Below are 24,221 nucleotides of genomic sequence, written 5' to 3' on the forward strand. Positions count from 1 at the left end.
GTTGCTGGGTCGGCGGGTCTATTCCATGGTCAGCACGGCTCGGCCGACGATCCGGCCGGCGTCGAGGTCGTCGAGTGCGTGCAATGCGTCGGCGAAGGGGTAGGTGGTGATCGGTGCGGTGATGGATCCGTTCGCGGCGAGGGCGACCACCTCGGTCAGGTTCTGGCGTGTGCCGGCGTAGGGGCGGCCGACGATGGTGGCGCCGCGGGGGATGGTGGTTGTCCGCCGGTCGGTGTCGATCGTGAATGTGCCGCCGGCCTGGCCGGGCACCCAGACCGTTCCGTACGGGGCGACCACGGAGGTGGCGAGCCGGAGGGTCGCGTCGGAGCCTACGAAGTCGAGGACCAGGTCGGGGCCGTGGCCTCCCGCCGCGGTGACAACCCGGTCGGGGAGGTTGTCGGAGTTGGAGTTCAGCACGGCATCGACCTGGTTGCGGACCGTCTCGAGGGCGGAGTCGCGGATGTCGACGGCGATAACGCGGGCGGGAGTGACCGCCCGCAGGATCGAAACCGCGAACTGTCCCAGTCCGCCGACTCCGATGATCAGGGCGGACGCTCCTGGGGTCAGGAGGTCCCGGCAGGAATAGATGGCGTGGTAGGGCACGGTCGCGGCGTCCGGCAGAACCGCGGCGAGCTCGGGTGCGAGTGTTTCTGCGTGGACGACAGAGGTGACTGGGACGACGACGTACTCGGCCATTCCGCCGTCGTATCGGGTGCCCGGCCCTTGTGGTGGGACGAGCCGGGATGGGGTGGACAGGCAGGCGTTCTGTCGGCCGCGCACGCACTGCCGGCAATTGCCGCATGACCAGATCGTGTGGACCACCACGGGAGTTCCGAGGGGCGGGGACAGTACGCCGGGGCCGTGGGACTCCACCTGTCCGGCTATTTCGTGGCCCAGTGTGAGTCCGGGTTCGACGGCGAGTTCGGGGTTGTTCTTGAAGGTGACGTCGGTGTGGCATACGCCGCAGGCTGTCACCTTCAGTCGGACCTGGCCGGGGCCGGGTTCGGGAATGGGGACGTCGACGAATCCGATGTCGTGCACGCCCTTGTACTTGAGAGCCTTCATGCTGTTCCTGTCTGCCGGTCCTACCAGGGTGGTAACCAGCGCCCGCCATTACGACAGGGTGAGCTGATGCATCATCTCTCGGTGATCCGGTTCATGAGGTCGTGGGCGAGCTTGGCCAGTTCCCGGGGCTTGCGTCGGTGGGCGGCGTGGGTTCCGCCTTCTACTGTCACCAACTGGGAATCGTGTACCCGCCCGGCCAGTTCCACCGCGCCTTGGCGGTGCCGGTCGTCGGTTTCGGAGCCGTACGCCACGACGACGGGCACGCGCAGTTCTCCGGCGGTGAATGCGTGCCTGTTCTGGGCTTCGCGGAGTTCGGCCGCCCAGACCGCGCCCCAGGACAGGAATGTGGACCGGACGTCGGAGTCGAGTCCCTCCCATCGTTGACCTCCCATGGCACGCCGCATGAAGTCCTCGGCGGCCTGCCGGATCTCGTTCGTACCGGCCCCGATGTCGGGGATCGGGGGGGCCGGCCACCAGGGTTCCCACGGCAGAGGGGGCTCGTAGGCCATCACCCCCAGAACCCGACCGGGCAGGCGCTGCGCGACGGCTAGCGAGATCGTGGCCCCCAGACTGTGTCCGACCAGGACGGTGGGGATGTCACCGACGAGGGATTGGAGATCGACGATGTGATCGGTGAGGGACGGAGGACACGCCCCTGCAGGCAGGGAGGACTGGCCGTACCCGCGCCGGTCGTACCGGACCGTGGCATGCGCCGAGAGTTCCGCGGCCAGGCGCGCCATGCTCTCCGACGAGTCCATGGCTCCGTGCACCAGAATCATCTGCACTGCAGCGTTTTGTGGCCCCTGGTGGCTGATATGCAGGCCCAGGGGTGTCAGTGAGGCAACCATGAGTCCTCAGTCCCTCGGCAAGCCGAGGACCTTCTCGGCGACTGAATTCCGGATGATCTCATCCGTCCCGGCGAAGATGTGCACGCCTGGTTCGCCCAGGACGAGCGAATTCCAGCTGTAGGTGCCCCACTCGCCGGTGTCCGCGGTGGCCTTCGCCCCGAGAACCTTGCCGGCCAACTCGGATGCGCGGCGAAGATTGATGCTCAGGGCCAACTTGCTCAGCAGGGGAGCGGGGTCGGTCTGGTAGGACTTGGCGGCGGCGCGGTCGGACCCCCTCGAAGTCAACTGGCGTGCCGCCCAGAACCCGGAGATGGTCCGGATCAACTCCTGACGGATCAGGGGATCTTGTTCAGCGCCCATCGCGCGGACCAGCGCGGTCAAGCGGGTCCCGTTGGCCAGCCCGGAACCCGACCGGCTGAGGCCGGCGCCGATCCCGGCGCGCTCGAGGGACAGGATCTTGCGGACGATGGGCCAGCCGTCACCGATCGCACCGAGCAGGTGGGTGGACGGGACGAAGGCGTCGTCCAGGTAGACCTCGTTGAACGCGGCGCCGCCGGTCATCTGGCGCAGGGGAACCACCTTCACGCCCTCTTGGTGCATGTCGAGGATGAAGGCCGAAAAGCTGTCCTTGCCTGGTTCGGTGCTCGTCCGGACGAAGATGATCCCGACATCGGCCAGGTGTGCATCCGAGGTCCAGACCTTCTGTCCCCGGAGCAGCCATCCGCCGTCGGTCTCCACGGCGAGGGTGCGCGCCGAGAACAGGTCGGATCCGGCTTCTGGTTCGCTGAACAACTCACAGGCCATGACGTCGCCGCGGTAGAGGGCTCGTGGCAGGTCGTCGCGTACCGCGTCGGTCCCGAACTCGCGGATGACGGGGCTGAGCACGTGGTCCAGTTTGAAATAGGTGTCACTGGGCGCCTGGTAGTTCGACTCCAGTCGGCGGTACGCCCGCAGGTGGGCGGTCGACAGGCCGGCGCCACCGAACTCACGCGCACCGTCGATCCACCCGAAGCCGGCGTCGAACCTTCTCCGGCGCCAATCCCGGGACTCGTCGAGACGGCGGCGTTCCTCTGCGGAGTCCGGCTCCTCCCACAGTTTCACTCCGGTGTCCTCGCCTTGGCCCCACACGAAGGCGGTACGCGAGACCCCGGCCGGCAAGTGGGAGTTCAGGAACTCGGTGGCCCGCTGGATGAAATCCTCCACCGACTCCATTGATTCCTCACTCATGCGGTCTGCGGTGGCCTGTTTCACGATTCCTCTTTCCTCGATGGGTGATCTGTTGCGGTGCGGACGGCCGCGGCTCAGGCGTCCAGGATTGTGCCGGAGCCGCGCTCGACCCAGTCGGCTGTCAACGCCTTCTTGTTGGTCTTGCCGATGGCGTTCATCGGCATATCGTCTCGGCGCATCCACCACTCATCCGGCATTTCGTAGCGGGCCAGATAGCTCCGGCACAGTGCACGTAGGTCGTCGAGGCTCGGGGTCACAGCCCCCGGCCGAATGACGACGGCAGCGCCGATCTTCTCCCCGAGATCCTGGTCCGGCAGTGCCATGACGGCCACGTCCGCAACATCCGGATGGCGGAGCAGCGTGTTTTCAATGTTGACGGTCGCGACGTTCTCTCCACCGCGAATGATGATTTCCTTGACCCGTCCGGTGACATAGAGGTAACCCTCGTCATCTATCCGGCCGAGGTCGCCGGATGCGATCCAGCCCTCCGCGTCTTCGAGAGGGCCCTCGCCCAGGACCTCCTCGGGCGCGTTGGGGGTGCGGCCGTGGATCTCTCCTTCACCGCTCTCATTGGCGCCGACGATCTTCACTTCCACAACCGGCAGCGGGCGGCCGACGCGAGCGGGATACCCGACGATCTCTTTGCCCGACCCTGCGGCCAGTAGGCCGCCGGTCTCCGTCAGTCCGTAGAGACTGCCGATCTTCTGTTTCACCGAAGGGAAGGCCGCCGAGATCCGCTCTCGCAGTTCTGGAGGTACTGCGGAACCGCCGAGCGGAATCGAGGAGAGGCTCGAGGTGTCGCGGGTCTTGATGTCCGGGTGTTCGAGCACCCGGGAGACCATTGTGGGGATCGCGCCCCATGACCTAACGCCCTCGGCCTCGATCAGCCGCAGCACCTCGGCGGGATCGAACTTTCCGTTCAGCATGACCAGGCGGCCGCCTTGCAGCAGCGTTGAAATGCTGGTCTGCACCCCGGCCAGATGAAACAGCGGGACGGACTGCATGGACGTGGTGGCCTGGAACCCCTCAGGAAGCTCGTTCGGCAAACGGTTGGTCAGGGCCAGCAGATTGTGCAGGTTGCCGATGACAGAGCGCTGGGAGACCAGGATTCCCTTGGGCAGGCCGGTGGTGCCGGAGCTGAACATGATGATCGCGTCGTCGGATTCCTCGACGTCCGCCAGTCGCAGCGTGGCGGGTGCACCCGAGTCGACCAGATCCCGAATCTCGGCAACGTGGATCCGGCAGACACCGGGAATCTCCACGTCTGTGATGGCTACCTTGGGCTGCACCTTCGCGGCAAGCTCGGACACCTCGTGTGTGCTCCACCACGGATTTCCCAGTGCCACCACCGCTCCCAGGGTGTGTAGGGCCCAGAAGGAGACGCACCACTCGATCGAGTTGAAGCCCAGCAGTAACACCCGGTCACCTCGGGCGACGCCGTACGCGGCCAGACGGTCTGCGACCCGTGCCACCGCCTCCTCATGATCTTGATAGGTCAGTCGGCGGTCGCCCTGGATGAGGAATTCCCGCTCGCTCCATCGACGGCCCTCGAGTAGGAGTTCGTTGAGTGCCGTCGGTCGGTCCTTGTACATCATGGACGGCCGTCCATGGACGGTGCCTCGGACGACCTCACGTCCCCAGAAGGTACCGGTCTGCTTCACAATCGTCTCGACCACGGGTTGCTCCTCTAATGATGCGTGGTGCGCTCGTTTCGGTTCGGTCGCCCTCCGCGACGACGCAGGACACCTTCACTGTCTACGGCGGCGCGAGCACGGAACCAGTCACAGCTTCAAATTTAACGGTAGAACCATTTGAGTCCATGCGGGGTGGTATGTCAACAGGCATCGAAACTATTCGTCGCGCTGCACAATGGTTTGACCTCTCTCTCGGCATGGGGTTTGCTTGAGAACCCGCAGCAACACCTCAGTTGCAGCATTCGAGAAGGGAAGTGCGCCATGGCATTCGATGTCTACTCCAGCTACGTCGAGGTCGACGGATTGCGGGCCTATCAATCAGTGCCCCGACTACCGGACGGATCCGAACCTACTCAGGGCATGCTCGTGCTGCCCATGGTCACCGGAATCGGGGAACAGATCCGGGAATGGGTGGACCAGATTGCAGCAAAAGCCGGGTGCATCGCGCTGGCCTGGGACACCTGGCACGGGAAGAGCTCGGATGACACGTCCTTCGACGAACTCCGTGACTGGAGTGCGAACCTGCAAGATGATGACGTGTTGAGTGAGCAGACTCGCCTGCTGGCGCATCTCGAGGACGATCTCAATCTCGAACGTGTCGGCGTCGTAGGTTGGTGTCTCGGTGGGCGCTACGCCTTCATCCTCGGCGGGCGTCATCCCAGTCTTGCCAACGTCATCGCCTTTCATCCCACCGTCACCTTGGGTGGCGAGTACGGCACCGTCGATGTCGTGGAACATGCCCGCCGCGCGCAGGCTCCGGTTTTCATGGCCTACCCAGGAAAGGACTCGATTGTGCCGCGGGAGGGCTTCCTGGCCCTGCAGGAAGCCTTGCAGTCGCGCGAGGAGGCCCCGACCGTGATCCATCTGTATCCGCAGGCCAAGCACGGGTTCAGCGACAAGCGCCGACACGGCGAGGGAGTGAATGCCGCCGCCTATCGGTTGTCCTGGCCGCAGGCCCTGGAGTTCATGAAAGCCACGACTTCAGTCTCCGCCTGACAGCCCGGCGAACCGCGACAGGCCCCGTAGGCTGCCTGCCTGACGGGGCCTCTCGCCATCCGGATTAGGATAAGCATCTCAGGCCAGTACCCGCCCCTCGAATAGTCGGCGGGCGGTGCGGTACGTCGAGGCAAAGTCCGCGCGATAGAGCTGTGGTGCCGGGCCGTCAGTGGTGACCGACGCATTGACCTCGAGCACGCCGGAAGGAGTGCCCAAGCGGATCGTTGGATGGTCCGGTCCACCGAGTGCGGCATGGACGACAGTGCCGGGGACACGGGAGGCAATGGCGGAGCACATCGCGCCGGTGACGGGAACGGCCCTATGTGGTTGTCCGCTGGAGAGGAATCGCACCAGCAGGTCGGTGTCATCAACTGCGACCCGCCGCCCCGACAGGGTGGAATACGGTGCGCTGCGCGCCACCACGGCAACGAAGGGGACCAAGCGGTTGAGCGCCGCCGCATCCGTCGTGGGGGCCACGCCCATGGCGACCGAAGCTGCCTGCCTGATCGACTCGAGCCGTTGAAGGTGTTCAGGCAGAGACTCGATGTGCTCGGGCAACTCTGTCCCGTCGAGACCGAGCGCGCCGGCTTCCACGAACACACAGGGGTTGGCGGCATCCACCATGGAGACGATCACCGATGGAGCATCCGCCACGCTGAGCGTATCCACGACATTCCCGGTGGGCAGCAGAAGGCCCGTAGCGGCGCCACCAAGGTCAAGGAAGTCCAGGCGGATGGGCGAGCCGGTTCCCGCCACGCCATCGATGGAGTAACCACCCTCGGTCACCGCCTGTCCGTCCCGCACCCAGAAGGTCGAGTGGATGATCTTGCCGGTGTTCGTGTTGTGGATGCGCACCACCACCTCACCGTCCTTCGGGGACACCAGGCCCTCATCTACCGCGAACGGGCCCACGGCCGATGACATGTTGCCGCAATTTCCGCCATAGTCCACGGCAGCGGACGTCACTTGCACCTGCGCGAACGTGTAGTCGACATCCGCGTCGGGGTGAGTGGGCGGACCGACTACACAGACCTTCGACAGTGACGAGATCCCACCGCCCATGCCATCGAGTTGCCGGCCACTGGGGTCCGGGCTGCCCATCGCCGCCAGGAATAGTCGGTCCCATTGTGACCTGTCCTCGGGTAGGTCCGCGGCGTGGAAGACCAACGCCTTGCTGGTGCCTCCGCGCATGAAAACTGCCGGGTAACGTCTCATTGTCTTCCTCTCATGCCGTTGCGCCACGTCGCCACGGGCGGCAGATGGGCCCTGGTCCGCCGGATCTGAGCGTGCCGACGGACCAGAGTTGTCAGAACGCCCGAGGCGCCAGTGCGGCTTCTCCGACGGATATCGCCATCGATCCGATCCCGTCGATACCGATCTCGACCGTGTCACCCACCTTCAAAGGCCCCACCCCTTTCGGGGTGCCCGAGGCGATGATGTCGCCGGGCTGAATCGCCGCAACGGAGGAGATCAACTCGATGGACTCGGCGACGTCCACGATCATGTCCCCGATCCGAGCGTGCTGGCGCTGCTCCCCGTTGACGGACAACCGGGTCCGCAGGTCATTGGTCGGCCCGAGTTCGTCGGCCGTGACAATCCACGGCCCAGTGGGGGTGAAAGTCGCAAACGACTTACGCAACGAACGGTCCTCCTCATACTCACCGGGCTCGATGCGCATCGTGAGATCGATCAGGCAGGAATAACCGAACACATGGTCAAGGGCATCCTCCCGTCGAATGTTTCGCCCGCCCTTGCCGATCACCACCGCCATCTCGCACTCGTGGTCGAACCGCCTCGAGGATCCGTACGGAAGCTCGATTCCCTCGCCTGCGCCGGACAGCGAGGCCGGCGCCTTCAAGAAAAATCCAACATCGCGTGCCGTCCGACCGCCGGTCGTGATCGAACGGTTACCGATCTCGCCCAGATGTGCCGCATAGTTCGCGGGAATGGCGAATACATGGGGGGCAGCGGGATTGATGGCCCGGAGCCGGACATCCTCCACCGGCCGTCCGCCGCTCGAGTGGGCCACCTGGCAGATGTGCGTGGAAACGCATCCCCAATTCCGGATCAGCCAATTCATCCGCTGCTCCGGCCAGGAATCCAGTTCCCTGGGTACAAGATGAGTGGCGTCGAGGACCCTGCCCTGGACGACCACGCCGACGCGGAAGTCGTCGAAAACTGCCAACCTCATGCTGCCGGGCTCCCTTCAGTGGTCTCGGTCTCTTCGAAGTAGGCGTTCAACGCCCGGAAGATGGGGGAGTCGTCCACCCGGAACAGACGTCCCTCCACGCTTCCTCCATTCGTATGCCGGACGGTAGCGAAGGGTGGGACGGAAATGAAATCGCCCTCGGCCCAATCGAAGACCCTGCCGTTGACGGTCATGGTGCCCGAACCAGATACCGCGTAGTAGACCTTGCTGCCGCTGTGGCGATGCTCCAACCCACGGAACCCCGGGCGGACGATCTGAGCCTTCATCGACATCGACGGCAACGCGGGGCCTCCACCGACCGGACTTTGGTACTCGAGGATGACGTCGTCACGTGGATCCGGTTCCAAGCCCTTGGCTTGTTCCACTGCGGCGTCGGCCTGCGCCCGGGTGTAGACCAGCAGTGGATTGCGCTGCGGCGGTGGCATCGACCCCACCGGCCGCAACAGCCCCGAGCCGAACTCCCGCCGGGACTTCTGCGGGTGGTCACTGATTGGCTGAACATCCCCGTCGTACGGATCGAAGAAGACGTTCTCGAGCTTGCGCATCACCGAAATGTTGAGGACATCGAGCCAGATCATCGGCGCATCACCCTGGTGGACGTGGTCGTGAAACGTCCAGTTCGGCGTCAGAACCAGATCGCCCTCGTTCATTTCGTAGTTCTCACCCTCCACAGTCGTACTGCATCCGCTGCCGCGCATGACAAACCGGAAGGCATCCGGCGAGTGCCGGTGAGCGGTGGCAACCTCACCAGGATTTATGTACTGGATGGATGCCCAGAACGTCGGCGTTGTGCCGTAGTCCAGGCCTGGGTTGGCAAGTCGGAGAGTCCGCCGGTCACCGCCGGGCCTCAGGTCGAGGACCCGGCCCAGCTCCTCCAGGTAAGCCAGTAGATCGCGGGACTTCCAGTGCATCGGCTCCATGGGTGATTCCGGAGTCCGGGTGAACAGAGGAGGCTCGTCGGGCTGGGAAATCTTCAGCCCATCCTTGCCGAGTCTCTCACGCAGTGCCGCGCGGACACGTGCATCGTCGTCGATCACGTTGGTGTCAGTCATGTCTGTCCTCGAGGTGATGGTTGCGAAAAGGCGAGCCTAAAGGTAGAACCATTATTGCGCCTGTTGGTAGTGCGGAGTCAAGTGCCATCTAACGCGCGAATGGATTGACCATTAGATTCGAACGCAGGATGAGAGAGGCGAACTCATGACGGACAGAGGCAGAGTTCCAGTGTTGATCGTGGGCGGCGGGCCGGTCGGTCTCGCCTTGGCTGGTGATCTCGGATGGAGAGGAGTGGACAGTCTTCTCGTCGAATCGAGAAATGGCACCATCTTCCAGCCCAAGATGGACATGGTCGGGATCCGAACGATGGAGTTCTGCCGCCGGTGGGGCATCGTCGAAGATGTCTACGCCGCCGGATACAACCGGCAATACATCCAGGACTGCGCGTGGGTCACGGACCTCAACGGGTACGAATTCGGACGCGAGGAATTCCCGGCCCCGGCCGACGAGCAGCCGCCACGGCACAGTCCCCAGCATCGTGAACGCTGCCCGCAAAACTTCTTCGACCCAGTCCTGGCGAGGTTTGCGGGCCGTACAGAGCGCGCAGACATCCGCTACCGCACCGAACTTGTGTCCTTCCAGGACCACGGCGAGTACGTCACCGCGATCCTGCGCAACCGCGACAACGACCAGGAATACGCGGTCGAGGCGGACTATCTGGTCGGTTGCGATGGTGGCGGCAGCACCGTACGGACAGCCATAGGCGTCCAGATGAGCGGTGAAGGCACGCTCACCTACACCTCGAACGCGGTCTTCCGATGCGATGGTCTCGAAGAACTTCACAACAAGAAACCGGCCTACCGCTACATCTTCATCGGCCCGGAAGGCACCTGGGCGACGCTGGTGGCCATCAACGGCCGCGACCAGTGGCGCTTCTCCCTCATCGGTGACGCATCCCGCAGTGAAGTGGGGGAAGGCGAGATGCGGAAGGCAATCATCCGAGCGGTCGGCCGCGAATTCGACTTCGAGATTCTGTCCATCCTGCCCTGGGAACGCAGGCAGCTGGTAGCTGACAACTACCGCCGAGGCCGAGTGTTCCTCGCGGGGGACGCCGCCCACCTGACCTCTCCCACCGGTGGCTTCGGCATGAACACCGGCATTCTGGATGCCGTCAACCTCTCTTGGAAGCTTGCCGCTGCAGTAGAGGGGTGGGGCGGCGAGGCCCTACTGGACTCCTACGAGTACGAGCAGCGCCCCGTCGCGATTCGGAACGTCACCGAAGCGGGTGGCAACCTGAAACGAATGCTCGGCCCGCGAGTCGCAAAGCCGTCCCCGGACGTTTTCGACGACGACAGCCCGCAGACCGAGGCAGCGCGTCGCGAGTACGGAGATGCCTACACCGAGGCAATGAAACGCGAGTGGTTCAGCATCGGAATCCACCTCGGATACGCCTACGAGGGCTCGCCGGTGGTCATCCCCGACGGAAGCCCGATGCCTCCGCTCGAAGTCCAGAGATACGTACCCGCAGGCCGTCCGGGACACCGCGCACCGCACGTCTGGCTGGACGAGGCCCGGTCACTACTCGACGAGTATGGCCGCGAGTACGTGGCAGTGCGCTTCGACCCCTCCACCGACCTCGGACCCTTGACCACAGCCGCCGAATCCAACTCCATGCCCCTCCGGATCGTCGACGTGGACAACGCGGAAGCCGCGGAACTGTATGCCTCGAAGGTCGCCCTTGTCCGGCCGGACGGCACCGTCGCATGGCGCGGGGACAGCCTGCCCTCGGACCCCGAACTGTTGGTAGCCCGCGTGACTGGCCGAACCCGCGAGCGCGTGCCTACGGACTGAGTCCATTGCCGGCGTGGGGCAAACGGTGGTGCTCTTCTGCCGTACGAATCTTTGAGATGTAGTGATTCCGAACCTCTGTCAGGCCGCGGCATACGAAGGAATGAACTCTTCGCTTTCGCCGCGGCCAACGTCGGGTCTGGGTTGCCCGCGGCGGCGCACGACGACGCTTCGGCAACTCAATGGGTACTTCGGGTCAAGTCCACAGTCGGCGGTGCTTGGCTTATGGACCTCGACAACAATCGTGATGGAATCCGAGGCCGAGCGCCCCGCGTTGCCCCACCACCGTGCAAACGCCTTTCACCGTCCCGAGCCTGCGGGTGCGACGGCACAATCCCGGGTGTGTGTGCGAGTGGAGTCCCTGCGTGCACCGGCTAATCGGCGCCGGTCCCGGACAGCTGGGGAAGTCGTGGCGTCCACCCGCGCGAACCCGATGCAGGTCGTTCACAGATGCTGTCTACGAAGAACGAGCAACCAAGGGAGACCGAGGTCGCGGAAGACCGCTGGCATCCTAATTTGTCCGGCTTGCTCCGCGCGGCCCAAAGACTGCTGGGATCCGCAGCATCCCAGTCAGACTCGATAACTGGCAGTTTTTACACCGTGGTCCGTGGTCCGTGGTCCGTGGCCCGGTGGGTAGTCATCCGTCCTTGTTGTTCGACTTCTGTGTCTCAGCGGACAGCAATCGCTCCTCGACCCGCTCAAGATGTTGGGTCATTTCCTCGACGGCTCTTTCAACCTGGCCATTCCGCAAAAGTTTGATGAAGCGGCGGCGCGTCGCCGCGACATCGGCAATGGGATCCGGCCCGACTTTGTTTAACCGCCTCTGGACAATTCCAGTCAGTGAATCCATCAGCATTACGAGGACCTCGTTGTGGGTGGCCTCGGCCAGAACCGAGTAGAAGTGGGTAATACTGAAAGTGCGGCTCGACCCTGCCGCACTATTGGAATGATGCTCCTCAAAAGCGTCGATCTCGGATTCGAGTTTGGCAAAATCCCCTTCCGTGGCTCGCATTCCCGCGAGTCGAACAACGTTCGACGTCAGGAGTACCCGGGCTTCCAGCAGGCTTTCAGCAGACAACGCCCCTAGGGATACCAGATCAGTGACGGCCCGGCTTACCACTCGAGTATCTCCGCTGCGTATGAAGACGCCCCCGGTGACCCCCGGTCGCGACTCCACAAGTCCGCTCATTTCCAAACCGCGGAGGGCCTCTCGGACACCCTGTCGACTCACACCGAAAATGTCGGCCATCTCGCGCTCCGCGGGTAGTCGGGACCCGGGTGTGAGTTTTCCTGATGCCACGGCGTCACGGATCTGCTCCATGATGTATTCGAAGCCGCGTCTGGTGCGGACTCTGGTGAAAGCGGCCCCATCGCTTCCGGGCTCGGGGCCGGAACCTTGAAATGCGAAGAGTGAATCAGCGGCTGCCATGATCGGACTTCCTCATCGGATAGTTAGAGCGGACATTTGCCTAGTATAAACTCCTGATCAATTGGTTGAACCTTTTGGTCAGAGAGCGGCGCATAGTACTGGCGCCGCAGTTGGCGACCCCGGCGGCGGATCCTCCTGGGAGAGTGTTTCCAGTTGTTTTCTGCACAGCAACTCAGCCGTGCGTCATACGGTCCTGCCGCTCAGGCTCATGCACTATGAATTCGAGGTCGACGTCACCCGTGCCGCGACGTCCTGGGAGGCCGAAGTCGCCGACAACATCGCGAACGGGCGAAAGTTCACGGCAGTCCTAGCCGGACAGCAATAGTCGGCGATTCCGTTCGATATCGCGAAGCGGCTGTCGCGCAGCAACCGAACCCACACAACCAAACAAGGATCACTCGTGTGGAGTGGGGGATCAATCGTCCGATCCGGCAAACGAGGACTTGTGTGTGTTGCCGGTGTTGGTGGCCGCTGACGTGGTCCCAGACACGACTGGCGCGACGGGCATTCGACAAGTGCCAGACGTGGACGAGGACATGCTGTTCCGGGAAGATCGCGCGGTGAACAATCATCGGATCACGTTGATTGCCGAAGCGATGGGTCCGGCCGCCGGTGGAAGATTGTCCTTCAGCGCTTCGGCGGACGATCCCACAGGCGCCGCGGCGACAGTCGCTCTGAGAATGGCGCCGGCAGGCCGATCGAGAAGGTGACGTGCCCGCATCAGGGGAGGGCAGCGGCGGACTGGTGTCGCTCCGGCCAGTCTCGTTCGTGGCGGTCTGGGAGCATTCCTTGATCACCCAACGGCTCCCGGCGACACCGCACCAGCTCGGCCGGTGGGTGTCGACGGACGCGCAGCAGATGTACGCGCAGCAGATGTACGCGCAGCAGATGTAGTGGCGATCTCGCCCGCCAGGGTGTCCCCGTCCGGATCCGCCACCGGATACATCGATGAGCTACTGTTTCTTCCACTTAGCCCGAATGCACCGATTCGCTGATCCAGTCGGGGTGAGTTTCGGTGTGCAGCAATGGTCGGTATGTGGGCATGGTTGAGCATCCGACCTCTCGTGTCGGGTTGTTCCACTTGCTCTTTCGCGTCGAGGGCGGGCAGGTGTCGCGGACGTTAGACGATGATCGGGTGATTGGGGCCGAACGTTCTGTCGAACAGTGTGTTCCACGCTGTTTCCCACGGCCAGTCGGTCGGCAGGTGCAGCGTCAACCGTCGGGCCGAAGACGCGATTCGCGCGGGGACCGAGACGATGGTGCGCCGGAGGGTGCCAGTGGTCGCTTTCGTCAGCTTCGGGTCAGCCGTGAGGGTGCCGGCAGCGCGGGTGAGATTGAACGCCATCACCGCGCAGACCAGCCAGGCGGCGTTCGCCGAAAACGAGTTCGACGGCAGATGCGCGAGAGCGGAGTTCTTCAGATCCGCATGCACCTGCTCGATGACGGCGTGCTGACGGTGGGTTTTGTCGGCGTCGACGGTACCGACCTCGTCGGGGTCGGTGGTGGTGAAGAACGCGTGGAACCGCCACACGTCGAACAACGTGCCCTGGCCCTGGTCCTTGGGTGGTCGCAGGTCGGGGATACGCCGCACGACCAACCGTCCCGCAACGTGGTGGGCCTTCTTCTGGGACGCGAACGCGGTGAACGGGATCTCGGCGACCTCCGCCCGCGAGATCCAGGTGTCGGTGCCCTCGTCGTAGAGGGCGTCGGTGTACTGGATCGGCGTCCACGAGGACTCGTCGTCGCCGATGGAGGCGATCGCACGTTTGATGGTGGAGGTCAGGCGCACGGTCACCGACACATCGGCGCCGGCGCGAATCGCCGCACCAATGGTGGGGTGGCCGTAGAACGCCGAATCGCACCTAATCAGGGGTTTCGACGCACCGTCCCCGCTCGCCCCGCCGGTCTGCGAACGCAGCCGGTCGACGGTGGCCAGCGAATCGGAGACCATGCGGGCGGCGCCGCGCGGGGAGCCGCAGGCTCCTCGCCGCAGGCGTTGGGTGAGGATCACCGGCGCAGCGGTCTCTGTGGTGACGGTGGCGATGAGGGCGTTCAGCCCGCGGATCCCGGAGTAGCCGTATCCGGACCCTTGTTTGCGGTGGCCGTGGACCTCGATGATCGAATCGTCGATATCGACCAGCACCCGCCCGGTGTCGATCCCCGACACCAGCGCGGTCTTCTCCGCGAGATTGCCCAGGAACCGCGAGGCCACGGCGTCGAGTTGCCGGATGTGCCCGAAGGTGAACTGGCGGAGGAACGATCCCAGTGTCGATGGTGCATAGGGTCGGTCGAAGACGGTTCCCATCGCCCCGTGCCGCAGGATCGCCAGGTCGGCGATGCTGTCAGCGCCGGCGACCATCCCACCGACCAGCGACCCGACCTTGCGGCCCGGGTTGGCGCCCTTGTCGGTCGGCACGCTCAGGTGCTCGTCGGCGAGGGTGAGCAGGCCGCTGGCCTGCGCCAATGCCATCACCGGGATCAGTCCCGCGGTCGACACGAGATTCGGGTCGTCGAACCTCGCCGCCGCGACGGGTCGGGTGTGAGACAGTTGCATCTACGAGATGCCCTTCGTCGTGGCCGAATTGTTTCTGTGAGAAGTTCAATTCTTCCACTACGACAGGGCATTTCGCCGTTACGACCCACCCACGGATTCATCCGGATCGGTGCATCCAGGCTTAGACGGGCGGCCCGCCTTCTTGCCCCGAGGCAGCAGAGGAATCAACCGCACAAGCGGCGTCGCACCCGCCCCGGGTGCTCGACACTCGACATGCGCGACTGGTCCTCGCCGCAGCGCCCCTCGTCTTCGTCGACGTACCCGTGATCGGGCGGCCACCACTGCGCGTGACGGCCCTGTGGGCGTTGCCGCGGATCGGCCAGACGAAGGCCACAAAGCTGATCCCCCGCACACGCCCCCGGCGGTATCCGATCTTTGGACTCCGTTGTTAGTCAGGTCCTCTGGGCACTGAGCGGCCGCATATGAATCCGGTCCGGGAGGTTCTCCGCGCCGACGACGCCGCGTTGCATCACCGGTCGCTGTCGATCCGGAAGGAGGCCGGCCTCCCCGAGGAGATCTCCGCGCTCCGCGTGTTCGATGTGATCGCGTGGATGGACGGCAAGAGCCGGAACCTAGGCGAGCGCTCTGACCTGGGGAGATGACACGTCCCGGGGTGCGGTTCGGATGGTGCCGCCGGATAGGATGGTTCGGCCGGCGGCGGGTGTGTGGTCGGCTTACCGTGAATTCCACGGGGTTCGCGACCGTCGTGGGCACCGTGTGGAGGAGGGGCGATGACTGCGAAGTTCGAGCTTTTCAAGGACGCGGCCGGCAAGTTCCGGTTCCACTTGAAGGCCGCTAACGGGGAGATCATCGCGGCGAGCCAGCGCTACACCGCGAAGGCAGCGGCGCAGACCGGCATTGCGTCGATCAAGGACAATGCCGCATCCGCTCCCACTGAGGATCTGACCTGACCTCTGATGATTCCCGTCGCGTCGATGAGCTGAGACCGCCGCCCGCGGGATCGGGAAAAGGGCTGCGGATTTCGCTGGGCATCGTCGCGGGTCTGTTGCTGGGGTTTTTCTGCTATCGGCCGGCGGTTTTGCTGTGGCAGCACTACGGGGATGTTCCGCAGCCGCGGGTGTATCCGCGCGGCTCGTTCACCTCGTTCGGGTCTGATCCGCCGCCGGCCTCGTATTGGGTGAGCTGGGCGGGGCCAGCGGTTGTGGTGGTGGTGTTCGGGTTGGTGTCGGTTCCGTGGCGGCCCGCCCGGCAGTGCGCTCTGCCGTTGGTGGGTGCGTTTCTGCCGATGGCGGCGATGGTGGCGTGGTTCATGATCGGGATGGAGTTGTTCTTCACCGCTGACTGAGTCTGCTGTTCGGGTTGTTCGAGGGCGTCGGTGATGCGCTCGTGGAGCGGAGGTTTCGGGGTGCTGGCCGGCGGTGCTGACACCTGGTGCGAGGGTGTGTGGCTGTCGGCGGTGGCTGGGCCTGTCCTGGGCCGGGTGGTGGGGGTGTGGTTGTGTCGGTTGTGCGGATGAATGATGTTGAGCTGGTGGGGGAGTCCGGGGTGAGGTTGGCGGTGTCGTTGTTGCAGCGGGTGTTGTTGCCGCGTGCGGGTGAGTCGTCGGACGTGCGGTCGTTGTATCTACTCGAATCCGGCAGTGTCGGGCGGGTGCATGCGGTGTCGCGGTCCGCCGCCCTGGTTTCCGCGGGTGCGCAGGTGAGTTTCGCGACGTATTTCAACGGGTTCAACGCTGGGTACTGGCGCCGGTGGACGGTGTTGGAGTCGGTGGTGTTGCGGGTCGAGGTGGTCGGCGGGTGCGGGGTGCAGGTGTACCGGTCGAAGGCGGACGGCACCCGGATCGCGGTGGCATCGGCGGACATCCCGGGCGGCGGGTTCGGTCGGGGTGTGGTCGACCTCGACATTGACCTAGCCCCGTTCGAGGACGGCGGCTGGATCTGGTTCGACATCACCGCGGCCACTGGTGACGTGCCGATCGACGCGGCCGGCTGGTACGCGCCGCTCCCGGCGGCGCGGACACCGGCCGGGTGACGGTGGGCATTTCCGACGTTCACCCGTCCCGGCGATGCCGTGAGTGCTTTGCGTGCGTTGGCGTCGGACCCGCTCTTGGCGGCCGCGGTGGATGCGGTGCTGATGGTCGATCAGGGCACCCGCCAGGTGCGCGACGATCCCGGCTTCGCCGCAGCGGTGACCGCGCTGGGGGAGAAGTGTCAGCTGTTCCGGCAGGGCAACCTCGGCGGTTCGGGCGGCTACTCGAGGATCATGTGCGAGGCGCTCCGGCGCACGGACAGCCCGTACATCCTGTTCATGGACGACGACATCGCCATCGAGCCGGATTCGATCCTGCGGGCGCTGGCGGTGTCCCGGTTCGCCAAGGCACCGATGCTGGTCGGTGGTCAGATGCTCAACCTGCAGGAACGCGCGCACCTGCACACGATGGGTGAGGCGGTCGATCAGTCGACGTTCATGTGGTCTGCTGCCCCGTTTTCCGGGTACGACCACGATTTCGCCGCGCACCCGCTCACGGACGCCGAGCACTCCCGAGATCTGCATCGGCGACTCGATCACGAGTTCCCGGGGATGCGTCAGCGCTACCGCTCCGCGGCCGCCGACGAGTTGACCGGAACCACGAGATGGGAACAGGTTTTCGGCGACGAGGTCGCAATGGCCCGCGGCTGAGGCCCAGGTCGTGGCGGTGGCAACCGGGCCATCGACCCGCTGACACCCTGGGATGATGGCAAGGCCCCATCGGGCTCGGTGAACCCTCGGAACGGGGCCGATGAAGCGCCGGCGGTGCTGTCCCTGTCGTTCTGTGTGGTTGATACGGTCCGGGCGTGTACAGCGTGGAGAGCCGTCGGACATTGACTGCGAAGCAACGACTCCCGTCCCCGGTGAGAAGGAGCTGGGACTTCTATGTGCAACCCTAGGCGCGGCCGGGGTCGACGAGGGAGGATGCGATGGAAGAACGATACGGACGAATCCGAGTGTCGCCATTTCAGTTCTATATCTGTGGTGGTCAAAGCTGGGACTTCCAGGGCACCGAGCAGTGGCCCGCGGCGAGCCTCCTGAAGACTGGGAAGAGCCTGGTCACCGTGGCCTCGACGACAGACGCATCGGCGGTCGGTCTACGTGCGGTGACACACGAATCCGAACCCGACGTCCGAGATCTGAATGAGTGGGAACGTGCGGAAGAAGTATCGGCCGCCTTCGACGGCGATCCTGATCCCTACTTTCTCGTACCCTTCCAGAACCCCGGCGTCGGACTCGATCCAGATCTCGAGGACTTCTACATTGCTCCTGGGTCCTGGCGAGTTCGGGCATACGTCAGAGGAAGCCAGCACGCATACGACATGGGGTTGGCTGGCACCATCCCCAAGGGGGACGACATACCCTCTGACCCCTCCGCGCTACCGGAGCAATTCCTGATCGATTTCTGGCCCGTCACCAGCCTCGATCCCGCAAGGGTTCTGAAGGACTGAACTCACGAGCCGAATACTCCTGTAAGAAAGGAAGATTTGTGAAAACCACTCGACTCCTCAAGCGCGCCCACACGGCCAGTGCGATGGCACGCCGGCGCCGTAGTTATGGCTCTGCCCGGAGCTGCGCAGGCCGACACCTGGAGTGACCGTCCCGAACTCGTCGGTGCGATCGCCACGAACGGCGAGATCGGATACGTAGCTCGGGCGAACTTCGGAGCTGTCGCGGCAGATCCCACCGCACCGTCCCGCTCTATTACAGGGACGGGTCCACCGTGGTCGGCGAGCTCACGTTCTCCTGAACCCAACACGCCCGCCCGGTAAACACATCCCCGGAGAAACAAGGTCCCGGCACCGATCCAACGGTGCCGGGACCTAGTGCAACGCACGCGCGGTCTACTCGGGTGGACGTCAGTCCCTGCCGAACAGGACCTCGCGGAATCGCTGCAAACGCGAGCGCGGCGCCAGTGCTGCGGCGATCACGGCGGCTTCCCTCTCAGCCGCTTCAGCCTTCGCCACCGCTGCAGCCTGCGCGTCGAGACGGTGCTGGGCGATCGCCTCGGTTTGGTCGTTCACGTTCCCGCGGGTGTTCTGCACGACCTTCTCGGCGAGATCGATCAAGTCCGGACTGGTCCAGAACGTCTGCTCGATACGATTGGTCATCACCAGCGGTGACCCCTCGTCCCAGTCCCCGGTATCCAGATCCCGGATCAGCACCCCGTTGAACAGGACATCTTGGGTGGCGAAACTGAAGGCCCAGCGCTCGGCATCCCCGAGCTGCTCGTCCTGGTACGTGAGGCGGTGAAACCGATCCGCTTGGCGGTCCCCATCAAGCGAGCGCCTCGTGTGCTCGACGAGCCGCCACTCCGGGTGCTCCGGCGTGACTTCGCCCAACGATCCTCCGAACTCCTCGATCGTCTCGCGAACCTCAGCCAGTGATCCGAAGTACCCACCGACCAGTGGGTGCATCACTTCGTTGTAGTAGATATCTGCCATCTGCAGCTCCCCTCTTCCCATGACCACTGTGCCACGAAACACCTGGCTCACGGCCGAAGCGAAAAGCGGCGCGGCAGCGATGAAATAGGGGACAGCGGAACATCCCGGGCTGGCACGAGGTCGACTGGGCCCGCGTTCAACGATCGTGTGCGGAATCGTCACCGCTGACCGTGCCCCACCTGACGGTGGACGCGATGGAGCCGATCGAGCGAACCTCGAGCGCATCCGCAGCTGGGTGACGTAGTCGCCGACCCTGACCCGCGGTTGTCGTCGGTATGCTTTCCCCTATGGCACGGATCTGGTCTGCTCTCACCCAGGGGTTGAATCTCATTCAGCTCACCTGGGTGGCCGTGCTGACGTTGGTGATTGCGGCGACGCTGGCGATCGACGCACCTGCCGCGGTGGTGGGTGCGGCGGTGGCGGTTGTCCTGCTTCTCGCGGTGGCCGGCCACACTTCACGTTCTCCGCTGCACCTGATCACGGAACCGGAATCCGGCCAACCCCGCGAGGAACAACGCCTGCGTGGCGCCTTCCGCCGGCAGAGCGCCCCGGACACCCCCGGTCGTCCCCGCCGCCCCCGAGCACCCGGACAGGTCCTGCAGGCCGCGTAGCGCTCTGACGCGTTGCGTCGGCCCTTCCAGTCGACCCAGTCCAATTTGCACGCCCACCTCTCGCGAGGGTCCGGCGTGAACCCCATCTCGCACGATGCCGCGTCAATTCGCGCCGTGCAGTACCGAGGTGCTCCATGCTCGATGTCATCTACTACCCCGTGTCCGCGATCCTGTGGTTCTGGCACAAAGCCTTCGGCTCGGTGCTGGGCCCGGACAACGGCTTCGCCTGGGCGCTGGCCGTGGTGTTCCTGGTCTTCACCCTGCGGATCCTGCTGCTCAAGCCCGCGATCCGACAGGTCCGCACCACCCGCCAGATGCAGGAACTCGGGCCGCAGATCAAGGCCCTGCAACGCAAGTACGCCGGCGACCGCCAGAAACAGACGGCCGAGATGCAAAAGCTGCAGAAGGAACACGGCTTCAACCCACTAATGGGGTGCCTGCCAGCCCTGGTGCAGGCACCGGTCTTCCTCGGCCTCTACCACGTCCTGCGCTCGTTCAACCGCACCGGAACCGGGCTGGGGCAACTCGGGATGTCGCCGGAGGCCAACGCGAACACCCCGAACTACATCTTCAGCGCAGCGGATGTGCAGTCGTTCCTGAGCGCCCGCCTGTTCGGGGCACCGATCTCGGTGGCGCTCACCAGCCCGCAGAGCACTCTGGCGTCGTTTGCGCCCTACGGCGGGATCCCGACGGTGGCCACGATCGCTGCGGTGGCCATCCCGCTGATGGTGATCGCCAGTCTCGCCACGCACTTCAACGGCCGGGCATCGTTGGCACGGCAGAGCCCCGAGGCGGCCGCGAACCCGCAGTCCGCGATAATGGACAAGCTGATGCTCTGGGTGTTCCCGCTCGGCGTCCTCGTCGGCGGACCGTTCCTGATGATCGCGATCCTGCTGTACTGGGTGAGCAACAACCTCTGGACCTACGGCCAGCAACATCTGGTGTTCGCCCGGATCGATCGGGAAGAAGCCGCGAAGCATGCGGCGGAGGCCGCACGGCGGACAGCCGCCGCACCGAAACCAGGTTCCCGGCCGAATACCCGGAAGCCCGGTAGGAGCAATCAGAAACGGCGGCAGTAGCACCGTGTCCGCCAGAACCCGAACGCACGCCGTCGCTGATCGCTGATCGTTGGCGGTCGCGATCAGCTGGCGGACACCGGTTGTGCACCGTCCCAAACCGTCCTTCGGCACCGTGCCGGTTCGACTATCGGCACAGCCGCGGAACGCCTGGTCCGGGTGCCGTGGAAGGCTGAGCTTGTGGGTGATGCTCTGTATCCGGCAGTGGAGCCGTACGAGTCCGGGCTCCTCGACGTCTCCAATGGTCATCGCGTGTACTGGGAAACCGTCGGAGTCCCGACCGGGATCCCGGTGGTGTACCTGCACGGTGGAGCCGGCTCCGGGTCCAGTGTGGGAGCGCGGCGTTACTTCGACCCGTCCGCTTTCCGTGCGGTGCTGTTCGATCAGCGCGGGTGTGGCCGCAGCCAGCCCTTGGCAGAGGACCCCGATTACGACCTAGGGGCGAACACGACCACTCATCTGGTCGACAACATCGAGTGTCTGCGCGAATATCCCGGGATCGAGCGGTGGATCGTCACCGGAGTGTCCTGGGGTGTGAGCCTGGGCTTGGTGTACGCACAGAAGTTTCCGGAGCGGGTGATCGCGGCGGTGTTCGGAGCGGTCACCTCGGGCTCCCGCACCGAGATCGACTGGATCACCCGTGCAATGGGACGGGTGTTCCCACAGCAGTGGGAACAGTTCGTCGCGGCGGTGCCGGAGACCGAGCGGACGGGGAATCTCGCGGCCGCGTACGCACGCTTGCTGGCCGATCCGGACCCTGGGGTGCGGAGATGGCAGCGTTGAGGTGGTGTGAGTGGGAGGACACGCACGTCTCGCTGATGCCGGGGTGGCGGCCGAGCCCGCGCTTTGACGATCCGGCGTTCCGGAACGTGTTCGCGAGGTTGGTGACGCATCACTGGGCGCACGACTGCTTCCTCGCTCCGAACGAGATCCTCGACGGGATGGGTCGCCTCACGGAGATCCCCGCGGTCTTGGTGCACGGCCGCTACGACGTGTCCGGCCCGGTGGATACCGCGTGGAAGATCACCCGAGCCTGGCCCGGCAGCCAGCTGATCGTGCTCGACGACGCTGGCCACGGCGGAGGGGGATTCGCCGCCGCGCTGACTGCCGCCGTGGACTCATTCAACGGGCGGGCCTGACATACAAGGATCTGCTGTGCGTTCGACCGGTGCTACCGTGCCTGCGCACGCGGCGATCGGAGGCTTGTGGGTGGGCGAATTCAGGTTCGAGCAGCGCCTGGTGCGGGCGTTGCTGCGGGATCAGCATCCGGATCTGGCGGACCTCGAGCTCCGAGACGTCGACGGGGGTTGGGATAACCAGCAATGGCGATTGGGGCAGGAGCTGGCGGTGCGTTTGCCGCGTACCGAGCGTGCGCCTGCTTTGCTGCGCATTGAGCAGAGGTGGTTGCCGGTGTTGGCGGGCCGGTTGCCGCTGCCTACGCCCACCCCGGTGCGTATCGGCCAACCCTCGGGCCTGTTCGAGCACCCGTGGACGATCGCGCGCTGGGTCGAGGGGGAGCCGGCCGATCATGCGTCGGTGAAACGTGTCGATTCGGCTGAGGTCCTCGCCGGGTTCCTTGGTGCGCTGCACGTGCAGGCGCCCGCCGACGCGCCGGCCAACCCGACCCGGGGTATTCCTTTGGCCGGATTGCGGGGAGGGGTCGAGGTCGGGTTCGAGGTCATCGCCGACCATCCGAGCGCGGAGGGCGCGCGGGAGGTTTGGGAGGAGGCCGTCGCGGCGCCGGGCTGGCAGGGCCCGCCGTTGTGGCTGCATGGCGACTTGCATCCGGCGAACGTGGTCGTACGGGACGGGATGCTTGCTGGGGTGATCGACTTCGGCGAGATGTGCGCGGGCGATCCCGCGACCGATCTTTCCGCCGCCTGGATCCTGTTGCCGGCCGGCGCGGCAAGCCGGTTCTTCGACGCCTATGGGCGGGCCGACGACGCGACCATCACCAGGGCGCGTGGTTGGGCTGTCTTGCGTGCCCTGGGCTTGATCGGGATCGGATGGAACGGGAGGCTTGGCCTGCCCGGGGGCAAACCGACCTGGGAACCAGCAGGCTTCGCCACCCTCGAACGGGTCCTGACGACGAACTGACCGCGTCGCGGCGCCTATACGAGACCACTCGAGCTCCGAATTGAAACTCCGCGACCCCCGTGGTCTAACAGTCCCACTCGTGGAGGTCGTCCCGTTGCTCTGAGGCAAGGACTGCTAGCTCGATCGAGCCGTGGCGAATTGCGTCGGATAATGTCGGGAACTGTGCAGTCATGGTATTCGGGACGTTTGAGTACCGAGCAAGCAGATCACATCACTCGTTGGCTTCCCGGCGCCCGCCTGTGCGCTGACATGAGTTGGAACTTGGTCGACACGGTGGTTCTCGACGTCGAGTCCGAACGCGGACGGTGTGTGATCAAAGCCGCTGGCCGCGCCAATCATCCCATCGGTCGCGAGATCACGGCCCACCACACCGTCACCGAATGCCTGGTACGGACTGGGCATGCCGCTGCGTTGGTCGAGCACGACCGGTCAGCGAACCTGCTGGTCACTCGATATGTGGATGGATCCCTGGTGATGGGGAGCGAAGCTGAATTCGACTGTGAGACCTATCGGCAGGCGGGAGTGCTTCTGCGCACGTTTCATGATCAAGCCGCCCGCATCGACGCCGGGTGGGAAGCCGCCGCGGTAGCGAAATCGCTTGCATGGCTGAAGAAGCCGAACAGAATATCGGAATCTGTGCTCGCCAGCGTGCAGGAGATCTTGGTCTCGCACCGTCCGCAGCCGGTGGTGGTGGTTCCTACTCATGGAGACTGGCAGCCGCGGAACTGGCTTGTCGATCAGGGGAAGGTGAAGGTCATCGATTTCGGGCGCTTCGATTGGAGGCCTGCGATGAGTGACTTCTGCCGTCTCGCGGCGAGGCAGTGGAGCGACAATGCCGCACTCAAGCACGCGTTTCTTGCCGGATATGGCAGCGAACCCAGAGACCCGGAGCAATGGCGACTTATAACGTTGCACGAAGCGATCGGCACCGCGGTCTGGGCGTACCAGGTCGGCGATGAACCGTTCGAGAATGAGGGACACCGGATGATCGCCAACGCTCTGGACCTGTTCTGAGCCTTCCGCATATCTGGTTCTTCACAGTCGAGGGCGTAGTCGCTGGTTGGATGGTGGCTGGCGCGTCAGTCTCGGGGTAGGTGTCGAGATCTTCCGAGGATGGAGGTTCCTGCGCGGTCCATCTGGA

21 protein-coding genes and 2 pseudogenes are annotated in these 24,221 nt (G+C 64.7%); 12 read left to right on the forward strand and 11 right to left on the reverse strand.

Annotated elements, in window-relative coordinates; all coding sequences use genetic code 11:
• Window positions 1–18: 18 nt before the first annotated feature.
• The 4 genes from CJ177_RS34150 to CJ177_RS34165 form a co-directional block, all read right to left on the reverse strand.
• On the reverse strand, window positions 19–1,065 hold the full coding sequence (locus CJ177_RS34150) for an alcohol dehydrogenase catalytic domain-containing protein (RefSeq protein ID WP_095869713.1): 1,047 nt from the start codon (window positions 1,063–1,065) through the stop codon (window positions 19–21).
• A gap of 71 nt (window positions 1,066–1,136) precedes the next feature.
• Complete coding sequence (locus CJ177_RS34155; RefSeq protein WP_095869714.1) at window positions 1,137–1,913, reverse strand: alpha/beta fold hydrolase; 777 nt, start codon at window positions 1,911–1,913, stop codon at window positions 1,137–1,139.
• 6 nt (window positions 1,914–1,919) lie between these two features.
• Window positions 1,920–3,164, reverse strand: coding sequence for an acyl-CoA dehydrogenase family protein (locus tag CJ177_RS34160; RefSeq protein ID WP_095869715.1), 1,245 nt, complete (start codon window positions 3,162–3,164; stop codon window positions 1,920–1,922).
• A gap of 50 nt (window positions 3,165–3,214) precedes the next feature.
• Window positions 3,215–4,735, reverse strand: a complete 1,521-nt coding sequence (locus CJ177_RS34165) for a class I adenylate-forming enzyme family protein (RefSeq protein WP_095869986.1) — start codon at window positions 4,733–4,735, stop codon at window positions 3,215–3,217.
• 360 nt (window positions 4,736–5,095) lie between these two features.
• On the opposite strand from CJ177_RS34165, the gene CJ177_RS34170 reads away from it, so the two are divergent.
• Window positions 5,096–5,830: a dienelactone hydrolase family protein gene (locus CJ177_RS34170; RefSeq protein ID WP_095869716.1), complete on the forward strand. Its 735-nt coding sequence runs from the start codon at window positions 5,096–5,098 to the stop codon at window positions 5,828–5,830.
• Window positions 5,831–5,908: 78 nt separating this feature from the next.
• Here CJ177_RS34170 and CJ177_RS34175 read toward each other — a convergent pair whose 3' ends face one another.
• From CJ177_RS34175 to CJ177_RS34185, 3 genes are all read right to left on the reverse strand, one after another.
• Window positions 5,909–7,045, reverse strand: a complete 1,137-nt coding sequence (locus tag CJ177_RS34175) for a 2-methylaconitate cis-trans isomerase PrpF family protein (RefSeq protein ID WP_095869717.1) — start codon at window positions 7,043–7,045, stop codon at window positions 5,909–5,911.
• A 91-nt stretch (window positions 7,046–7,136) separates the two neighbouring features.
• Window positions 7,137–8,021, reverse strand: coding sequence for a fumarylacetoacetate hydrolase family protein (locus CJ177_RS34180; RefSeq protein WP_095869718.1), 885 nt, complete (start codon window positions 8,019–8,021; stop codon window positions 7,137–7,139).
• Window positions 8,018–9,091, reverse strand: coding sequence for a cupin domain-containing protein (locus CJ177_RS34185; RefSeq protein ID WP_095869719.1), 1,074 nt, complete (start codon window positions 9,089–9,091; stop codon window positions 8,018–8,020). The genes CJ177_RS34180 and CJ177_RS34185 overlap by 4 nt, the downstream gene beginning before the upstream one ends.
• A 145-nt stretch (window positions 9,092–9,236) precedes the next feature.
• On the opposite strand from CJ177_RS34185, the gene CJ177_RS34190 reads away from it, so the two are divergent.
• Window positions 9,237–10,883 carry an FAD-dependent oxidoreductase gene (locus CJ177_RS34190; protein ID WP_095869720.1) on the forward strand — a complete coding sequence of 549 codons (1,647 nt, stop codon included), beginning with the start codon at window positions 9,237–9,239 and terminating at the stop codon, window positions 10,881–10,883.
• Window positions 10,884–11,517: 634 nt separating this feature from the next.
• Here CJ177_RS34190 and CJ177_RS34195 read toward each other — a convergent pair.
• A complete protein-coding gene (locus CJ177_RS34195) occupies window positions 11,518–12,309 on the reverse strand; it encodes a FadR/GntR family transcriptional regulator (RefSeq protein WP_095869721.1) in 792 nt (263 codons plus the stop codon).
• 711 nt (window positions 12,310–13,020) lie between these two features.
• Here CJ177_RS34195 and CJ177_RS34205 point away from each other — a divergent pair.
• A complete protein-coding gene (locus tag CJ177_RS34205; RefSeq protein ID WP_095869723.1) occupies window positions 13,021–13,203 on the forward strand; it encodes a hypothetical protein in 183 nt (60 codons plus the stop codon).
• Between the two features lie 226 nt (window positions 13,204–13,429).
• Here the strand turns inward: CJ177_RS34205 and CJ177_RS34210 are convergent, their stop codons facing one another.
• The gene (locus tag CJ177_RS34210; protein WP_095869325.1) at window positions 13,430–14,863 is read right to left on the reverse strand and encodes an IS1380 family transposase; all 1,434 of its coding nucleotides are present in this window, start codon (window positions 14,861–14,863) and stop codon (window positions 13,430–13,432) included.
• 422 nt (window positions 14,864–15,285) lie between these two features.
• Between CJ177_RS34210 and CJ177_RS34215 the strand changes: the two genes are divergently transcribed.
• Together CJ177_RS34215 and CJ177_RS34220 are read left to right on the forward strand one after the other, a co-directional pair.
• On the forward strand, window positions 15,286–15,465 hold the full coding sequence (locus CJ177_RS34215) for a DUF6308 family protein (RefSeq protein ID WP_095869724.1): 180 nt from the start codon (window positions 15,286–15,288) through the stop codon (window positions 15,463–15,465).
• Window positions 15,466–15,594: 129 nt separating this feature from the next.
• On the forward strand, window positions 15,595–15,774 hold the full coding sequence (locus CJ177_RS34220) for a DUF1508 domain-containing protein (RefSeq protein ID WP_095869725.1): 180 nt from the start codon (window positions 15,595–15,597) through the stop codon (window positions 15,772–15,774).
• A gap of 142 nt (window positions 15,775–15,916) precedes the next feature.
• Here CJ177_RS34220 and CJ177_RS47615 read toward each other — a convergent pair whose 3' ends face one another.
• The gene (locus tag CJ177_RS47615) at window positions 15,917–16,252 is read right to left on the reverse strand and encodes a hypothetical protein (RefSeq protein WP_179443356.1); all 336 of its coding nucleotides are present in this window, start codon (window positions 16,250–16,252) and stop codon (window positions 15,917–15,919) included.
• Window positions 16,253–16,336: 84 nt separating this feature from the next.
• Here CJ177_RS47615 and CJ177_RS34230 point away from each other — a divergent pair.
• Window positions 16,337–17,503: pseudogene (locus CJ177_RS34230) on the forward strand (glycosyltransferase).
• 278 nt (window positions 17,504–17,781) lie between these two features.
• Window positions 17,782–18,303, forward strand: coding sequence for a hypothetical protein (locus tag CJ177_RS34235; RefSeq protein ID WP_143548751.1), 522 nt, complete (start codon window positions 17,782–17,784; stop codon window positions 18,301–18,303).
• A 408-nt stretch (window positions 18,304–18,711) separates the two neighbouring features.
• On the opposite strand, the gene CJ177_RS34240 is transcribed toward CJ177_RS34235, so the two are convergent.
• Window positions 18,712–19,458: a hypothetical protein gene (locus tag CJ177_RS34240; protein WP_218835150.1), complete on the reverse strand. Its 747-nt coding sequence runs from the start codon at window positions 19,456–19,458 to the stop codon at window positions 18,712–18,714.
• Between the two features lie 125 nt (window positions 19,459–19,583).
• On the opposite strand from CJ177_RS34240, the gene CJ177_RS34245 reads away from it, so the two are divergent.
• The 5 genes and pseudogenes from CJ177_RS34245 (at window position 19,584) to CJ177_RS34265 (ending at window position 24,094) form a co-directional block, all read left to right on the forward strand.
• The gene (locus CJ177_RS34245) at window positions 19,584–19,907 is read left to right on the forward strand and encodes a DUF6412 domain-containing protein (protein WP_095869729.1); all 324 of its coding nucleotides are present in this window, start codon (window positions 19,584–19,586) and stop codon (window positions 19,905–19,907) included.
• Between the two features lie 134 nt (window positions 19,908–20,041).
• Window positions 20,042–20,986 (forward strand): membrane protein insertase YidC, encoded by a 945-nt coding sequence (yidC, locus tag CJ177_RS34250; RefSeq protein WP_095869730.1) that lies wholly within the window; start codon window positions 20,042–20,044, stop codon window positions 20,984–20,986.
• A 177-nt stretch (window positions 20,987–21,163) separates the two neighbouring features.
• Window positions 21,164–22,122, forward strand: a pseudogene (gene pip, locus CJ177_RS34255) (prolyl aminopeptidase).
• A 16-nt stretch (window positions 22,123–22,138) separates the two neighbouring features.
• Window positions 22,139–23,080, forward strand: a complete 942-nt coding sequence (locus tag CJ177_RS34260; protein WP_257014814.1) for an aminoglycoside phosphotransferase family protein — start codon at window positions 22,139–22,141, stop codon at window positions 23,078–23,080.
• 261 nt (window positions 23,081–23,341) lie between these two features.
• Complete coding sequence (locus tag CJ177_RS34265) at window positions 23,342–24,094, forward strand: aminoglycoside phosphotransferase family protein (protein ID WP_257014815.1); 753 nt, start codon at window positions 23,342–23,344, stop codon at window positions 24,092–24,094.
• The last annotated feature ends 127 nt before the right edge of the window (window positions 24,095–24,221 follow it).

Source organism: Rhodococcus sp. ACPA1, assembly GCF_002300195.1.
Classification (GTDB): Bacteria; Actinomycetota; Actinomycetes; order Mycobacteriales; family Mycobacteriaceae; genus Rhodococcus_F; species Rhodococcus_F opacus.

What these genes read in the sequence shown, in the direction of transcription:
- CJ177_RS34150 (WP_095869713.1), bottom strand. Translation starts at nt 1,065, where the DNA reads ATGAAGGCTCTCAAGTACAAGGGCGTGCACGACATCGGATTCGTCGAC.
- CJ177_RS34155 (WP_095869714.1), bottom strand. Translation starts at nt 1,913, where the DNA reads ATGGTTGCCTCACTGACACCCCTGGGCCTGCATATCAGCCACCAGGGG.
- CJ177_RS34165 (WP_095869986.1), bottom strand. Translation starts at nt 4,735, where the DNA reads ATGATGTACAAGGACCGACCGACGGCACTCAACGAACTCCTACTCGAG.
- CJ177_RS34170 (WP_095869716.1), top strand. Translation starts at nt 5,096, where the DNA reads ATGGCATTCGATGTCTACTCCAGCTACGTCGAGGTCGACGGATTGCGG.
- CJ177_RS34175 (WP_095869717.1), bottom strand. Translation starts at nt 7,045, where the DNA reads ATGAGACGTTACCCGGCAGTTTTCATGCGCGGAGGCACCAGCAAGGCG.
- CJ177_RS34180 (WP_095869718.1), bottom strand. Translation starts at nt 8,021, where the DNA reads ATGAGGTTGGCAGTTTTCGACGACTTCCGCGTCGGCGTGGTCGTCCAG.
- CJ177_RS34185 (WP_095869719.1), bottom strand. Translation starts at nt 9,091, where the DNA reads ATGACTGACACCAACGTGATCGACGACGATGCACGTGTCCGCGCGGCA.
- CJ177_RS34190 (WP_095869720.1), top strand. Translation starts at nt 9,237, where the DNA reads ATGACGGACAGAGGCAGAGTTCCAGTGTTGATCGTGGGCGGCGGGCCG.
- CJ177_RS34195 (WP_095869721.1), bottom strand. Translation starts at nt 12,309, where the DNA reads ATGGCAGCCGCTGATTCACTCTTCGCATTTCAAGGTTCCGGCCCCGAG.
- CJ177_RS34210 (WP_095869325.1), bottom strand. Translation starts at nt 14,863, where the DNA reads ATGCAACTGTCTCACACCCGACCCGTCGCGGCGGCGAGGTTCGACGAC.
- CJ177_RS34215 (WP_095869724.1), top strand. Translation starts at nt 15,286, where the DNA reads ATGAATCCGGTCCGGGAGGTTCTCCGCGCCGACGACGCCGCGTTGCAT.
- CJ177_RS34220 (WP_095869725.1), top strand. Translation starts at nt 15,595, where the DNA reads ATGACTGCGAAGTTCGAGCTTTTCAAGGACGCGGCCGGCAAGTTCCGG.
- CJ177_RS34235 (WP_143548751.1), top strand. Translation starts at nt 17,782, where the DNA reads ATGGAAGAACGATACGGACGAATCCGAGTGTCGCCATTTCAGTTCTAT.
- CJ177_RS34245 (WP_095869729.1), top strand. Translation starts at nt 19,584, where the DNA reads ATGGCACGGATCTGGTCTGCTCTCACCCAGGGGTTGAATCTCATTCAG.
- yidC (WP_095869730.1), top strand. Translation starts at nt 20,042, where the DNA reads ATGCTCGATGTCATCTACTACCCCGTGTCCGCGATCCTGTGGTTCTGG.